Source organism: Streptomyces sp. NPDC050315, assembly GCF_040655775.1.
Taxonomy (GTDB): Bacteria; Actinomycetota; Actinomycetes; order Streptomycetales; family Streptomycetaceae; genus Streptomyces.
Genome location: NZ_JBFAKN010000010.1, coordinates 127,331 through 142,079, shown reverse-complemented (window position 1 = coordinate 142,079; position 14,749 = coordinate 127,331). Strand labels below are relative to the sequence as shown.

General features: G+C 71.7%; 11 protein-coding genes. 7 read left to right on the top strand and 4 right to left on the bottom strand.

All coding sequences use genetic code 11. From position 1 onward, the window contains the following. Positions 1–90 precede the first annotated feature (90 nt). The 6 genes from AB0I82_RS31540 to AB0I82_RS31515 all read left to right on the top strand — a co-directional run bounded on the left by AB0I82_RS31540 (position 91) and on the right by AB0I82_RS31515 (position 9,495). Positions 91–1,176: an S-(hydroxymethyl)mycothiol dehydrogenase gene (locus tag AB0I82_RS31540; RefSeq protein WP_363260850.1), complete on the top strand. Its 1,086-nt coding sequence runs from the start codon at positions 91–93 to the stop codon at positions 1,174–1,176. A 43-nt stretch (positions 1,177–1,219) separates the two neighbouring features. Next, a complete protein-coding gene (locus AB0I82_RS31535) occupies positions 1,220–3,676 on the top strand; it encodes an FAD-dependent oxidoreductase (protein WP_363260849.1) in 2,457 nt (818 codons plus the stop codon). Positions 3,677–3,709: 33 nt separating this feature from the next. After that, positions 3,710–4,855: an aromatic ring-hydroxylating dioxygenase subunit alpha gene (locus tag AB0I82_RS31530; RefSeq protein WP_363260848.1), complete on the top strand. Its 1,146-nt coding sequence runs from the start codon at positions 3,710–3,712 to the stop codon at positions 4,853–4,855. Beyond that, positions 4,848–6,320 carry an aldehyde dehydrogenase family protein gene (locus tag AB0I82_RS31525; RefSeq protein ID WP_363260847.1) on the top strand — a complete coding sequence of 491 codons (1,473 nt, stop codon included), beginning with the start codon at positions 4,848–4,850 and terminating at the stop codon, positions 6,318–6,320. Before AB0I82_RS31530 ends, AB0I82_RS31525 begins: the two co-directional genes overlap by 8 nt. Before the next feature lie 102 nt (positions 6,321–6,422). Beyond that, positions 6,423–7,943 (top strand): APC family permease, encoded by a 1,521-nt coding sequence (locus AB0I82_RS31520; RefSeq protein WP_363260991.1) that lies wholly within the window; start codon positions 6,423–6,425, stop codon positions 7,941–7,943. Then, the gene (locus AB0I82_RS31515) at positions 7,933–9,495 is read left to right on the top strand and encodes a GMC oxidoreductase (RefSeq protein ID WP_363260845.1); all 1,563 of its coding nucleotides are present in this window, start codon (positions 7,933–7,935) and stop codon (positions 9,493–9,495) included. Before AB0I82_RS31520 ends, AB0I82_RS31515 begins: the two co-directional genes overlap by 11 nt. Positions 9,496–9,532: 37 nt before the next feature. On the opposite strand, the gene AB0I82_RS31510 is transcribed toward AB0I82_RS31515, so the two are convergent. Then, a complete protein-coding gene (locus AB0I82_RS31510) occupies positions 9,533–10,372 on the bottom strand; it encodes an ANTAR domain-containing protein (RefSeq protein WP_363260844.1) in 840 nt (279 codons plus the stop codon). 120 nt (positions 10,373–10,492) lie between these two features. Between AB0I82_RS31510 and AB0I82_RS31505 the strand changes: the two genes are divergently transcribed. Then, the gene (locus tag AB0I82_RS31505; RefSeq protein ID WP_363260843.1) at positions 10,493–11,494 is read left to right on the top strand and encodes an AraC family transcriptional regulator; all 1,002 of its coding nucleotides are present in this window, start codon (positions 10,493–10,495) and stop codon (positions 11,492–11,494) included. A gap of 7 nt (positions 11,495–11,501) precedes the next feature. Here AB0I82_RS31505 and AB0I82_RS31500 read toward each other — a convergent pair whose 3' ends face one another. From AB0I82_RS31500 to AB0I82_RS31490, 3 genes are all read right to left on the bottom strand, one after another. Next, positions 11,502–12,053 carry a hypothetical protein gene (locus AB0I82_RS31500; RefSeq protein ID WP_363260842.1) on the bottom strand — a complete coding sequence of 184 codons (552 nt, stop codon included), beginning with the start codon at positions 12,051–12,053 and terminating at the stop codon, positions 11,502–11,504. A gap of 88 nt (positions 12,054–12,141) precedes the next feature. Next, positions 12,142–13,770, bottom strand: coding sequence for a M4 family metallopeptidase (locus AB0I82_RS31495; protein WP_363260841.1), 1,629 nt, complete (start codon positions 13,768–13,770; stop codon positions 12,142–12,144). A 134-nt stretch (positions 13,771–13,904) separates the two neighbouring features. After that, entirely contained in the window at positions 13,905–14,735 is an 831-nt protein-coding gene (locus tag AB0I82_RS31490; RefSeq protein WP_363260840.1) for an IclR family transcriptional regulator, read from the bottom strand. Between the last annotated feature and the right edge of the window lie 14 nt (positions 14,736–14,749).

Sequence of the window (14,749 nt, the reverse complement as noted above, 5' to 3'; positions counted from 1 at the left end):
CCAACCCCTTGACGCCGCCGAGAAGGCGTTCCCAGTATGTCTCTCATCGCGCAACGAGTCGTGCAGTGCGCAACACTGAGGGGTAGGGGCATGCCACACGAAGTCCGTGCTGTGGTCGCGACGAAAAAGGGCGCACCGGTCGAGGTGCAGCCGATTCTGGTGCCGGACCCGGGCCCGGGGGAAGCACTCGTCTCCGTACAGGCGTGCGGGGTCTGCCACACGGATCTGCACTACCGGGAAGGCGCCGTGAACGACGACTTCCCGTTCCTGCTCGGACACGAGGCGGCCGGGGTGGTCGAGGCCGTGGGGGACGGCGTCACCGACCTGCTGCCCGGCGACTACGTGGTGCTCGCCTGGCGCGCGCCCTGCGGCAGCTGCCGCTCCTGTCGCCGCGGCCGCCCCTGGTACTGCTTCGACTCGCGCAACGCGGCCCAGCCGATGACGCTGCTCGACGGCACCCCGCTCACCCCGGCGCTCGGCATCGGCGCCTTCGCCGAGAAGACCCTGGTCGCCGCCGCACAGGCGATCAAGGTCGACCCGGCGGCCCGCCCCGAGGCCGCGAGCCTGATCGGCTGCGGCGTGATGGCCGGCTACGGCGCGGCCGTGAACACCGGAAACGTCCGGCGCGGCAACACGGTCGCGGTCATCGGCTGCGGCGGCGTCGGCAACGCGGCGATCGCGGGCGCCTGCCTCAACGGCGCGCGCAAGGTCATCGCCATCGACGTCGACGACAGAAAGCTCGACCAGGCCGAGAAGTTCGGCGCCACCCACATCATCAACTCCCGCGGTACGGACCCGGTCGAGGCGGTCCGCGCCCTGACGGGCGGCGTCGGCGTGGACATCGCGATCGACGCGGTGGGCCGCCCGGAGACGTACACGCAGGCGTTCTACATGCGCGATCTCGCCGGCACCCTGGTCCAGGTGGGCGTGCCCGAGCCCGGCATGAAGGTCGAGATCCCGCTCAGCGACATCTTCTCGCGCGGCGGCGCCCTGAAGTCCTCCTGGTACGGGGACTGCCTGCCCAGCCGCGACTTCCCCGACCTGATCGACCAGTACCTCTACGGACTGCTCGACCTCGAAAGCTTTGTCACCGAGCGGATCTCCCTGGACGAGGTGGAGGCCGCCTTCGACACCATGCGCGGCGGCCGCGTCCTGCGCTCCGTGGTCGTCCTCTGAGGGACACCACTCCCGTACGTCCTGCTTGACCCGAAGGAGCAGCATGTCCCGCACCCCCGCCACCGATGCCCGCGTGGTCGTGATCGGCGCCGGCATCGTCGGCTGCTCGCTCGCCGACGAACTGACCGCACGCGGCTGGCGCAATGTCACCGTCCTCGAACAGGGCCCGCTCCCGGCCCCCGGCGGCTCCACCTCGCACGCCCCCGGACTGGTCTTCCAGACCGGCCCGTCCAAGACCATGACCGAGTTCGCCGCGTACACGGTCGAGAAGTTCAACTCCCTTGAAGTGGACGGCCTTTCCTGCTTCAACCCGCTGGGCGGGCTGGAGCTGGCCACCACCCCCGAGCGCTGGGCCGACCTGCACCGCAAGGCCGGACTCGCCGCCTCCTGGGGGGTACGCGCCGAACTGATCACCCCGGCCGAGTGCAAGAAGTACTGGCCGATGCTGGACGAGGACAAGGTCCTCGGCGGCCTCTACACCCCCGACGACGGGCTGGCCCGCGCCCTGCTCGCCTGCCGCGCCCAGATCACCCGCGCCGAGCAGCGCGGCGCCCGCTTCCTGGACCGGCACACCGTCACCGGCATCGAGCAGGAGAACGGCCGGGTCACCGGCGTCGTCACCGACCGGGGCACCTTCCCCGCCGACCACGTCGTCTCCGCGGCCGGCTTCTGGGGCCCGGTGATCGGCAAAATGGCCGGCGTCGACGTGCCGCTGCTGCCGCTGGCGCACCAGTACGCCAAAACGGAGCCGCTGCCGGAGCTGGCGGGCGTCAATGACCCGCGCACCGAGGCCAGCAAGCCGATCCTGCGCTTCCAGGACCGCGATCTGTACTACCGCGAACACACCGACCGCATCGGCATCGGCTCCTACGCGCACCGCCCGATGCCCGTCGACCCCGCCGCCGTGCCCGCCTTCGACGACGCGCCGATCATGCCGTCCTCGCTGCCCTTCACCGAGGAGGACTTCGCGCCGAGCTGGGAGGACAGCGTCGGACTGCTCCCCGCGCTCGGCGCCTCCCGCGTCGAAGAGGGCTTCAACGGCGTCTTCTCCTTCACCCCCGACGGCATGCCCGTCCTCGGCGAATCCCGCGAGGTACGCGGATTCTGGCTCGCCGAGGCGGTCTGGGTCACCCACTCCGCGGGCGTGGCGCGTGCCGTCGCCCAGTGGATGACCGACGGCCGCCCCGACATCGACATTCACGAGTGCGACCTTTACCGCTTCGAGGACGCGCAGCGCTCGCCCGCGTACATCGAGGACCGCGGCGCCCAGAACTTCGTCGAGGTCTACGACGTTCTGCACCCCCTCCAGCCCATGGAGCAGCCCCGCCCGCTGCGGGTCAGCCCCTTCTACGCCCGCCAGCAGGAGCTGGGCGCGTTCTTCCTGGAGGGCGGGGGCTGGGAGCGCCCGCACTGGTACGAGGCCAACGCCCCGCTCGCCGAGGGCCTCGAACTGCCCGAGCGGGACGCCTGGTCGGCCCGGTACTGGTCGCCGATCGCCGCGGCCGAGGCGAAGGCGACGCGCGAGAAGGTCGCGCTGTACGACATGACGCCGCTGCGCCGGCTGGAGGTCACCGGGCCCGGCGCGCTCGCCTTCCTCCAGCGCATGTCCACCAACCAGCTCGACAAGAAGCCCGGCGCGGTCACCTACACGCTGCTGCTGGACGAGACGGGCGGCGTCCGTTCCGACCTCACCGTGGCCCGGCTCGCGCCCGACCGCTTCCAGATCGGCGCCAACAGCGGCTCCGACCTGGACTGGCTCCTGCGGCACGCCCCCGAAGGGGTGCAGATCCGGGACATCACCTCCGGCACCTGCTGCATCGGCGTCTGGGGCCCGCTCGCCCGCGACCTGGTCCAGCCGCTCACCCGCGACGACTTCTCGCACAAGGCCTTCGGCTACTTCAAGGCCAAGCAGACCCACCTCGGCCACGTCCCCGTCACGGCCATGCGGCTGTCTTACGTGGGCGAGCTGGGCTGGGAGCTGTACACCACCGCCGACCTGGGGCTGCGCCTGTGGGACACGCTGTGGGAGGCCGGACAGCAGTACGGCGTGATCGCGGCCGGACGCTCGGCCTTCAACAGCCTGCGGCTGGAGAAGGGCTACCGCTCCTGGGGCCACGACATGACCACCGAGCACGACCCGTACGAGGCGGGCGTCGGCTTCGCCGTCCGCCCCGCCAAGGGCGACTTCCTCGGCCGCGCGGCGCTGGAGGGCCGCAGCGAGGAGACCGCCCGCCGCAAGCTGACCTGCCTCACCCTCGACGACCCGGCCGCCGTCGTCCTCGGCAAGGAGCCGGTCTATGTGGACGGCGCACCCGCCGGCTATGTCACCTCCGCCTCCTACGGCTACAGCATCGGCCGCTGCGTCGCGTACGCCTGGCTGCCGGCCTCCGCCGCCGTCCCCGGCACCGCCGTGCAGGTGGAGTACTTCGGCCAGAAGGTCGCCGCGACCGTCGCCGAGGAACCGCTGTTCGACCCGGGCATGACCCGCATCCGCAAGTAGCGCCCGAGAAGTAGTCGGCTTGAGGAGACGCACATGACGACCACGCCCGAACTCGCCCCCACCGCCGCATCCAGCCTGATCACGACCCTGCCCGGCACCTCCTACACCGACCCGGAGACCTTCCGGCAGGAGCAGGAGAAGATCTTCGAGCGGCTGTGGTTCTGCGCCGTGCGCAGCGCCGACCTGGCCAAGCCGGGCGCCTTCCGCACCGTGCAGGTCGGCCGGGAGAACGTCCTGATCACCCGCAACCGCCGCGGCGAACTGCGGGCCTTCCTGAACATCTGCCGGCACCGCGGCGCCCGCCTGTGCACCGAGGAGTCCGGCGAGGCCCGCCGCAACCTCCAGTGCCCCTACCACGCCTGGACCTACGACTTCGACGGCAAGCTGATCGCCGCGCCCAACCTGACGTCGATGCCGGACATCGACCGTACCGAACGCGGCCTGGTCACCGTCCCGCTGCGGGAGTGGCTCGGCTACGCCTGGGTCTGCCTGGCCGACGAGCCGCCGTCCTTCGAGGACACGGTGATCGGCGCGGCCGTGGAGCGGCTCGGCGACGCCGCCTCCATCGAGCGGTACCGCACCGAGGGCCTGGCCCTGGGCAAGCGCATCACCTACGACGTGGCGGCCAACTGGAAGCTCATCATCGAGAACTTCATGGAGTGCTACCACTGCGCCACCATCCACCCCGAACTCACTGACGTCCTCCCTGAGTTCGCGGACGGGTTCGCCGCGCAGTACTACGTCGGGCACGGCGCTGAATTCGCGCCGGAGGCCGAGGGCTTCACGGTCGACGGCAAGGGCGGTTTCGGCCGGCTGCCGGAGATCGCGGAGGACCAGGACCGCCGGTACTACGCGATCACGGTCCGGCCGCAGGTCTTCGTCAACCTCGTGCCCGACCACGTCATCGTCCACCGGATGTTCCCGATGGCCGCCGACCGCACGGTCGTGGAGTGCGACTGGCTCTACCTCCCCGAGGTGATCGAGTCCGGCGCCGACATCTCCACCTCCGTCGAGCTGTTCCACCGCGTCAACCAGCAGGACTTTGAAGCGTGCGAGCGGACCCAGCCGGCGATGGACTCGCGGGCCTACCGGGACGGCGGCGTGCTCGTGCCGAGTGAGCACCACATCGGCGCCTTCCACCAGTGGGTCACCGAGCAGCTGGAGGACAAGCGTGCCTGAGCTCTACATCGACGGGCAGTGGCAGGCGGCCGCCGCCGGCGGCACCCGCGAGATCCGCTGCCCCGCCGACCAGGCCCTGGTCGCCGTGGTCGACGAGGGCGGCCCCGAGGACGCGCGCCGGGCGGTGGCCGCCGCCCGGCGCGCCTTCGACACCGGACCCTGGCCGCACACCACCGCCGCCCAGCGCGGCGCCAAGCTGCTGCGGGTCGCCGACCTCCTGGAGCGGGACCGGGCAGCGCTCGCCCGCGCCGAATCGCTCGACACCGGCAAACGGCTGGTGGAGAGCGAGCTCGACATGGACGACATCGCGGCCTGCTTCCGGTACTTCGGGCGCCTGGTCACCGAGGAGGGGGACGCGGGCCGGACGGTCGACGCGGGCAGCGCCACGGTCGACAGCCGCGTCGTGCACGAGCCGGTGGGCGTCTGCGCGCTGATCACGCCGTGGAACTACCCGCTGCTGCAGACCGCCTGGAAGGTCGCCCCGGCCCTCGCGGCCGGCAACACCTTCGTACTGAAGCCCAGCGAGCTCACCCCGCACACCGCGATCCACCTGATGAAGCTGCTCGCCGAGGCCGGGCTGCCGGACGGCGTGGCCAACCTCGTCCTCGGCACCGGACCGGAGACGGGCGCCCCGCTCACCGAGCACCCGGACGTGGACCTGGTCTCCTTCACCGGTGGCCTGGCCACCGGGAAGCGGATCGCGGCCGCCGCGGCCGCTACGGTCAAGAACGTCGCCCTCGAACTCGGCGGCAAGAATCCCAACATCGTCTTCGCCGACGCGGACTTCGAGACGGCCGTCGACTACGCGCTGACCGCGATCTTCCTGCACTCCGGGCAGGTCTGCTCCGCCGGCGCCCGGCTGCTGGTCGAGGACTCCCTGCACGACCGTTTCGTCGACGAGGTGGTGCGCCGGGCCCGGGAGATCCGGCTCGGCGGCCCCTTCGACCCGGAGGCCCGTACCGGCCCGCTGATCTCCGCGGCGCACCGGGAGAAGGTCGAGGCGTACGTCGCCGCCGGGCTCGCCGAGGGCGCCGTGCTGCGCTGCGGCGGCGCCCGCCCCGACGACCCGGCCCTCGCGGACGGCTTCCACTACCTGCCGACCGTCCTGGACGAGTGCACCGCCGCCATGTCGGTGGTGCGCGAGGAGTCCTTCGGCCCGGTCCTCACCGTCGAGCGCTTCACCGACGAGGACGAGGCGGTACGGCTCGCCAACGACACCGTGTACGGGCTGGCCGGCGCGGTGTGGACCACCGACCCGCAACGCGCCGACCGGGTCGCGGCCCGGCTGCGGCTCGGCACCGTATGGATCAACGACTTCCACCCCTATCTGCCGCAGGCCGAGTGGGGCGGATTCAAACAGTCCGGCACGGGCAGGGAGTTGGGGCCCACCGGCCTCGCCGAGTACCGCGAGGCCAAGCACGTCTGGCGCAACACCGCCCCCAAGGCGCTCCACTGGTTCGAGTGAGAGGAACGGCCGTTGACGGTACCCGAGAGGAACAGCGCATCACCCGAAAGTGCCCCACCGCACAGAACCGCGGACGAGAGCTCCGCACAGGACGACGGCGCAATCGCCGAGTTCGGGTACAAGCCCGAACTGAAACGCACCCTCGGTAACTTCCACACCTTTGCCGCCGGTATCAGCTACATCTCCATCCTCACCGGCACCTTCCAGCTCTTCTACTTCGGCTTCGGCTTCGGCGGCCCCGCCTACTGGTGGTCCTGGCCGATGGTCTTCGTCGGCCAGCTGATGATCGCCCTCTCCTTCGCCGAGCTGGCCGCCCGCTACCCGGTCGCCGGTTCCGTCTACAACTGGGCCAAGCGGCTGGGCAATCCGCACATCGGCTGGCTGGCCGGCTGGATGATGCTGGTCGCCTCGATCGTGTCGATCTCGGCGGTGGCGCTCGGCTTCCAGCTGACGCTGCCGAAGATCTCGAAGGCCTTCCAGTTCATCGGCGACGGCACCGGCAAGTACGACGTCGCCACCAACGCCGTCGTGCTGGCCGCCGTACTGATTCTGTTCACCACCCTGGTCAACGCCTTCGGCGTCAAGCTGATGGCCCGGATCAACACCGCGGGCGTCTTCATCGAACTGGTCGCCACCGTCGTCCTGATCGTCCTGTTCGCCGTGCACGTGGTACGCGGCCCGGAGGTGGTGCTGGAGACGCACGGCACGGGCTCCGGCCAGAGCTTCGGCTACCTCGGCGCCTTCCTCACCGCCTCGCTCGCCTCCGCCTACGTCATGTACGGCTTCGACACCGCCGCCTCCCTCGGCGAGGAGTCCCTGGACCCCTCGCGCAACGCACCGCGCGCCATCCTGCGCGCGCTGGTCGCCTCGTTCGCGCTCGGCGGGCTGATCCTGCTGCTCGCGCTGATGAGCGTGAGCAGCCTGAAGGGCGAGGGGCTGAAGACCGACGGGCTGCAGTACGTCGTGCTGGACGTGCTCGGCCAGACGGGCGGCAAGGCGATGCTGTGGTGCGTACTGATCGCGGTCACCGTGTGCGCGCTGGCCGTGCACACCGCCGCCATCCGGCTCGCCTTCGCCATGGCCCGTGACAACAACCTGCCCGCCGCCTCGCTCATGGCCAAGGTCAGCCCGCGCTTCCAGACGCCGGTGCTGCCCGCCGTGATCGTCGGCGTGCTCTCGCTGGGCGTGCTGGTCATCAACATCCGGCAGCCGCAGATCTTCTCGGTGGTGACCAGCATCGGCATCATCATGATCTACCTGGCCTACCTGCTGGTCACCGCGCCGATGCTGGTGGCCAGGCTGCGCGGCAAGTGGCAGCCGGCGGGCGGCGGCCGCTTCTCCCTGGGCCGCTGGGGCCTCCCGGTCAACATCCTCGCCGTGCTCTGGGGCACCGGCATGATCATCAACCTCGCCTGGCCCCGGGCCGAGGTCTACAACGCAGCGCCGCCCTACCACTGGTACCTGCGCTGGGGCGCCGTCCTCTTCGTCGGCGCCGTCGCCCTCGGCGGCTTCGCCTACTACTGGTTCATCCAGCGCCACCGCACGGGCGTGCTCGCCGAACACGCGGCGCAGCAGGAAGCCGACCCCGACACCACAAGGAGCGCTCCGACTCATGTCCACTGAATCGACCGAAGAGTTCGACTACGTGATCGTCGGCGGCGGCACCGCGGGCAACGTCGTGGCCGCCCGCCTCAGCGAGGACCCCTCGGTGACGGTGTGCGTCCTGGAGGCCGGCCCCTCAGACGTCGGTGACGACAACGTGCTGCGCCTGGAACGCTGGATGGGCCTGCTGGAGTCCGGATACGACTGGGACTACCCGGTCGAGCCCCAGGAACGCGGCAACAGCTTCATGCGGCACGCCAGAGCCCGCGTCCTCGGCGGCTGTTCCTCGCACAACTCCTGTATCGCCTTCTGGGCCCCGGCCGAGGACCTCGACGGCTGGGAGGCGGCGGGCTGTACCGGCTGGGGCGCGGAGCACACCTTCCCGCTCTACCAGCGCCTGGAGTCCAACGACGCGCCCGGCGACCACCACGGCCGCTCCGGCCCGGTCACCCTGCGCACCATCAAGGGCGCCGACCCCTGCGGCTCCGCGCTGCTCGCCGCCTGCGCCGAACAGGGCATCCCCACCACCCCGTTCAACACCGGCCGGACCGTCATACGCGGCGCCAACTGGTTCCAGATCAACTCCGACGAGAACAACATCCGCCAGTCCTCGTCCGTGGCGTACCTCCACCCGATCATCGGCCGCCGCCCCAACCTGGAGGTGCGTACCGGTGTCCGCGCCAAGCAGCTGCTGATCGACGAACAGCGCCGCTGCACCGGCGCCACGTACCTCGACCCCGACCTGATCCACACGCGCACCGTCCGCGCCCGCCGCGAGGTCATCGTCTCCTGCGGCGCCATCGACACCCCCAAGCTGCTGATGCTCTCCGGCATCGGCCCGGCGGCGCACCTGCGCGAGACCGGCGTGGACGTGCTCGTCGACTCGCCCGGCGTCGGCGAGAACCTCCAGGACCACCCCGAGGGCGTCATCATGTGGGACGCCAAGCAGCCCATGGTGACCAGCTCCAACCAGTGGTGGGAGATCGGCATCTTCGCCGACACCGAACCGGGCCTGGACCGCCCGGACCTGATGTTCCACTACGGCTCCGTGCCGTTCGACATGAACACCGCCCGGCACGGCTACCCGACCTCCGAGAACGCCTTCTGCCTCACCCCGAACGTCACCCGCGCCCGCTCCCGCGGCACGGTCCGACTGCGCACCCGCGACTTCCGCGACAAGCCGAAGGTCGACCCGCGCTACTTCACCCACGAGCACGACGTACGGGTGATGACCTACGGGCTGCGCCTCGCCCGCGAGATCGCCGCGCAGCCGGCGCTGGCGGACTGGGCGGGCGCCGAGCTGGCCCCCGGCCCGGACGTGCGCACCGACGACGAGCTGCTGGACTACATCGCCACCACTCACAACACCGTCTACCACCCGGCCTGCACGGTGAAGATGGGCGCCGACGACGACGCCATGGCGCCGCTGGACGCCCGGCTGCGCGTGAAGGGCATCCAGGGGCTGCGCGTCGCGGACGGCTCGGTCATGCCGGAGCTGGTCACGGTCAACCCGTGCATCACCACCATGATGATCGGCGAGAAGTGCGCCGACCTGCTCAAGGAGGACCGCTAGCGGGTTCGGTCGGCAGGCTCCGGCGGGCTTAGCGGGCTTAGTGGGCTGCCTTGCGGAACGGCGGCGGCGCCGTGCCGTCCACGACGGAGCGCGCCAGGTCGTGGAGGTTGCGCTGGTGCGCACGGGCGTACCGGCGCAGCTCCGTGAACGCCCCGTCCGTCGGGCAGCCGAACCGCTCGGCGAGCACCCCCTTGGCCTGCTCGATGACGATCCGGCTGCGCAGCGCCTGCTCCAGCTGCCGGGCGTGGTCACGGGTGCGCCGGTGCCGCAGGTGCAGCGCCGCGGCGCCGGCGAGCGCCGCCACCGGCGCCGACCGGTCACTCAGCTGCGGGGTGGCCACGTCGGAGTACAGCACCAGCGCGCCCAGCGGGAGCCTCGGCTGCGCACCGTCCGCGGCGCCGGGGCCCTCCTCGTACGCCACCTCGGCCAGCGGCACCGTGCTGACCAGCAGAACCCCCAGCTCCCGCGCCCGCACGGCGAACCGCGGCCAGCGGACGGCCGCCGCGTCGTCCAGCGGCACCTCCGCCGCCGCAGCGCCCGCCAGGGTGTCCCGTACCGGGCCCTCGCCCAGCCGCTCCTCCAGCTCCCGCAGCAGCTCGGCCCGCGGGCCCGAACCGGCGGCGACCGGCGGCCGGCCGGCCAGCACGGCCACCGCGTCGGGGGCCGGCTCACCGCCCAGCAGCCGTACGTACTCGATGAGGGAAGCGGCGTGCGCGGCCGGCTCCCGGTCCTCGGGCGAGGCCAGATCCAGCAGCGCACGGGTCAGCAGCCGTTCGCGCTCGGGCGCCGGACGACTCGCGTGCGGGCGGTGCGGCAGGGGAGCGGCGGTCGGGTCTGCCGCATCCATGGCGAGGCGCGGCAGCGGAAATGCCTCCATTCGGACAGTCAATGCCTGCGCGGGGCCCGCCGATATCCATTTTGCGTAGCATAGAGACACGAAGCGCAGTCGGCTGCTCACTGCGCGGGGCGAGCGAGAGACCGAGAGACGGGGGCGGCGATGCCGGGGGAGCGCGGCCGCAGCACGGAGCGGTGGGCGCAGTGCGGCCCGCGGACGTTCCGCACCTCCGATGTCGAGCGTGCCCGCGCCTGGATCGCCGACACGCTCTCCTACCCGGTGGTGCTGAACCCCCTCACCGACCCCGCCGACTTCGGCTTTGCCATGAGCGCGTTACGCCTGGGCCCCGTCACCCTCGGCACCGCGACGTACGGCGCCGACGTCCTCAGCCGGAGCGAGGGACTGGGCGTCGCGTACCACATCAACGTGCCGCACCGCGGGCAGGCGGTGCAGTCGCACCGCGGCGAGGTGTTCCGGGCCACCGCCACCGATGGCCGGGTCCCGGTCTTCGAGCCGACCGGCGCCCTCTCCGGCGAACTGGACGCCGCGGCCGAGGTGCTGGCCCTCGGCTTCGACCGGCAGGCGGTGGAGAGCACGCTGGAGGAGCACCTCGAACACTCCGTGCGGCCGCTGCACTTCCCCGGCGGCCTGGACCCGTTCCACGGCCGGGGACTCACCCTCGTCTCCCTGGCCCGCACCGTCGCCGCCGAACTGACCGCGCCGACCGGCCTCCTGACCCATCCCGTGGTGGCCGTCCGCCTCGCGGACGCGCTGCTCACCACGATGCTGTACGCCACCCCGCACCAGTACCGCGACGAGCTCGCCGACCCGGCCACCCGCACCTGCCCGCGCCCGGTCAAGCGCGCCGTGGACGCCATGCAGGCCGACCCCGCGCACGCGTTCACCGTGCTGGAGCTGGCGCGGATCGCGGGCGTCGCGCCGCGCTCCCTGCAGGCCGGCTTCCGGCAGCACCTGGAGACCACGCCGATGGCCTACCTGCGGCGGCTGCGGCTGGAGCGCGCGCACCGCGACCTGCTCGACGCCGGTCCGGGCGTCTCGGTCACCGAGGTCGCGGGCCGCTGGGGCTTCACACACCTGGGCCGCTTCGCCGCCGCTCACCAGGTCCGGTACGGCAGCCTTCCGTCCCAGGTGCACCGCCGCTGACCGCGCGTCATCCTCCCTGGTGGGCGTCGCGCGCGGTGTCCACGAACGCCTCCAGCGTGGCCCAGTAGGGGGAGTACGAGGCGTCGAACCGCTCCTCGGCGGCGGTCCACTCCGCACCGCCCGGGCCGGCCGCCAGCGCTTGCTTGATCGCGGCGTGGAAGTGGCGCGTCGACTTCAGGACCTTGCGGGCCGCCGCGGCCGCGGGCAGCGGCCCCTCCAGCTCCACGACCCGCGTACAGCGGCGGAGCTGGGCGTACGCGGCCGTCTGGCGCTCGCTGAGCTGCTGCAGAGCCGCCGTGCTCCCCTCGGCGTCCGGCTGCCGCAGCACGTCCGACACCTCCCAGAACAACTCGCCCATCCGATGCGTCTGTTCGATCAGATCCAGGTAGGCGGTGCGGCGGCTCTCCCGGAGGCGTTCCCGGCGCTGGGAGTCGGCGGCGGTCTCGGCCTGGATACGGGCCGCGCGGGTGGCGCCTCGGCTGGTGACCCAGCTGGCCAGTACGGCGGTGGTGCCGGTGACCGCGGCGATCGACAGGGTCCACAGGGTGCTTTCGGCCATGGTCGGCAACGGTACCGGCCGGGTTCGCGACCCTGCCGGCCGGGCGGTGCGGCCGCCCGGCCGGGTACGTGGGTCGTGTGACGGTGCGTCAGCCGACGGAGACCGCCGACCAGGCCGCCGCCACCGTGTTCTGCTCGGCGCTGCCCGCGCCGTACAGGTCCTTCGCCGCGTTCAGCGTGGCTGTGCGGGCCGCGGCGTAGTTCGTCCCGGACGTCATGTAGACCGTCAGCGCCCGGTACCAGATCTTGCCGAGCTTGTCCTTGCCGATGCCCTGGACCGTACTGCCGTTGCAGGTGGGCGAGTTGTGCGTGACCCCGCCGATGACCTTCTGGCCGCTGCCCTCGGCGAGCAGGTACGCGAAGTGGTTGGCGACGCCGGACGAGTAATGCACGTCCAGGTCCTTCACCTTGGAATTCCAGCAGTCCGCCGACTTGGTGTCCTTGGACGGCTTGTCCATGTAGCGCAGCGCGGCCTGCCCGAAGTCCGGCCGGACGATCTTCTCGCCGATGAGGTAGTCGCCGGGGTCGCTCGCGTTCTTGGCGTAGAACTCCACCAGCGTCCCGAAGATGTCGGAGGTCGCCTCGTTCAGTCCCCCGGACTCACCGCTGTACGTGAGGTTCGCGGTGGCCGCGGTGACCCCGTGCGACATCTCGTGCCCGGCGACATCGAGCGAGACCAGCGGCCCGAAGACCTTGCCGTCGCCGTCCCCGTACGTCATGCAGAAGCAGCTGTCGTCCCAGAAGGCGTTGTTGTAGCCGCTGCCGTAGTGCACGCGGTTGTACGAGCCCTTGCCGTCCCCGGCGATGCCGTTCCGCCCGTGCTCGTTCTTGTAGTAGTCCCAGGTGGTGTCCGTGCCGTACTGGGCGTCCACCGCGGCCGAGGCGCGGTCGGTGGTGGTGCCGCTGCCCCAGTGGTTGTCCGCGTCGGTGAAGAGGGCGGCGGGGGCGCGGCCCCAGCAGATGCCGAGGATGCAGGAGTCGGTCTTGTTCTGCGCGTCGCCGGTGTACGTACCGCCGCGGGTGGCGTCCTTGAGCTGGTACGTCTCGCCGGACTTGGTGGTCTCCAGCGGCACGGTCCCGCCGTACAGCGACTTGCCGTCGCCGGTCGCGGTCTCCAGTCGGTCCCAGGAGTCGATCGCCTTGCCGGTACGGGCGTTGGTGAGGACGACGTGGGCCGCGGGGTTGCCCCGCTCGTCCTTGCCCGCGGCGGTGGTCCGCCAGGCGAGCTGCGGTGCGCCGTGCAGCGCGTCGATGACCAGCAGCGGCTTGGCGGTGACCTTGCTCAGCGCGGTACCGGAGTTGGCGGTGCGCAGGGCCGTGGTGCCCAGCCCCGCGGCCTTCTCCGCGCTGATCAGGGGCTTGACGGTGGGGACGGCGAGGTCGCTGCGGGTGGCCCGGGAGGCGCCGCGGTAACTGCCGTCGGGGGAGAGGTGGACGACCAGGTCGCCGCCGAGTACGGGGATGCCGCCGAAGGTCCGGTCGTAGCGGACGTGCCGGCTGCCGTCGTCGTCGATGACGACATCGCGTACGGAGGTGTCCTGGCCGGCGGTGACGGCGAGTTGGGTGGCGTGCGCGGCGAGCGCGGCGTCGGCGCTGCGGACGGCTTCGGCGCGGTCGGGCGTCGGCTGGGCGGTGGCGGTGTTGGGCAGGGTGGCGGCGACCAGAGCGGCCGCCGCCGTGGCTATGACGCTGGTGGCGAGGCGCGATCTCGATCTCATCGGACTCCTCGGGCGGCAGGGCAGCGCTACCGGCGGTGTACCCGCCGGTAACGCTGATGGCGAGTCACATTAAGCGTCCATGACAACGGCCTGTCCATACCCTGCTCAGGACCGCCACATGCCCGGCACGGGACCTACGCGTCGCCGTCTTCCACCGCGTACCGGGCCGCCTGCATCGTCCGCTCCGACGGCACGACCTGGGCGACCTGGGCGGCGATCTCCTTCAGGCGGGGGGCCAGTTCGCGGACGCGGGTGTCGGGGAGGCGGACGGCGGGGACCTGGATCACCACCGCCGCGTGGGCGTGACCCCCGGCGCCGAGCACGGGGGCGCCGATGCAGCGCACGCCCTCGACGTTCTCCTCGTTGTCGATGCTGAAGCCGCGCTCACGGGTGCGCTCCAGCTCCGCCGCGAACTCCCCGGGCGTCCGTACGGTGTTCGGCGTGACCGCCGCCAGCCGCCCGGGCAGGGCGGCGAGATAGTCGTCGACGTCCTCGGCGAAGGCCATCATCGCCTTGCCCGAGGCCGTGGAGTACAGCGGGAAGCGCGCCCCCGGGTGCTGCTCGAAGCGGAGCGGCAGCGTCGACTGGACGCGCATCACGACCACCGACTCGCCGCCGTCCCGCACGACGAGGTTGACCGATTCGTTGGTCTCCTCGTTGAGCTGCTTCAGCAGTGGCATCGCGCGGTCGGCGCCGAGCGCCCGCTGTGCCGCCTGGCCGAGCAGGATGGCCGTACTGCCGAGGTAGTAGCCCTCGGTCGCGGGATTGCGGCTGAGGAAGCCCTCGGCGGCCAGCGCGCCGACGACGCGGTGCGCGGTGCCGGGCGTGAGGCCCAGGCGCTGCACGATCTCGGTCACCTGGACATCGCCCTCGGCTTCTATGAACAGCCGCAATACGGCCATCGCGCGGCCGATGGCCTGCGTTCCGGCCGGGGTGTCGGGTGCCTTGGCGCGTTGCTCACTCACCCGCGGCAGCCTAC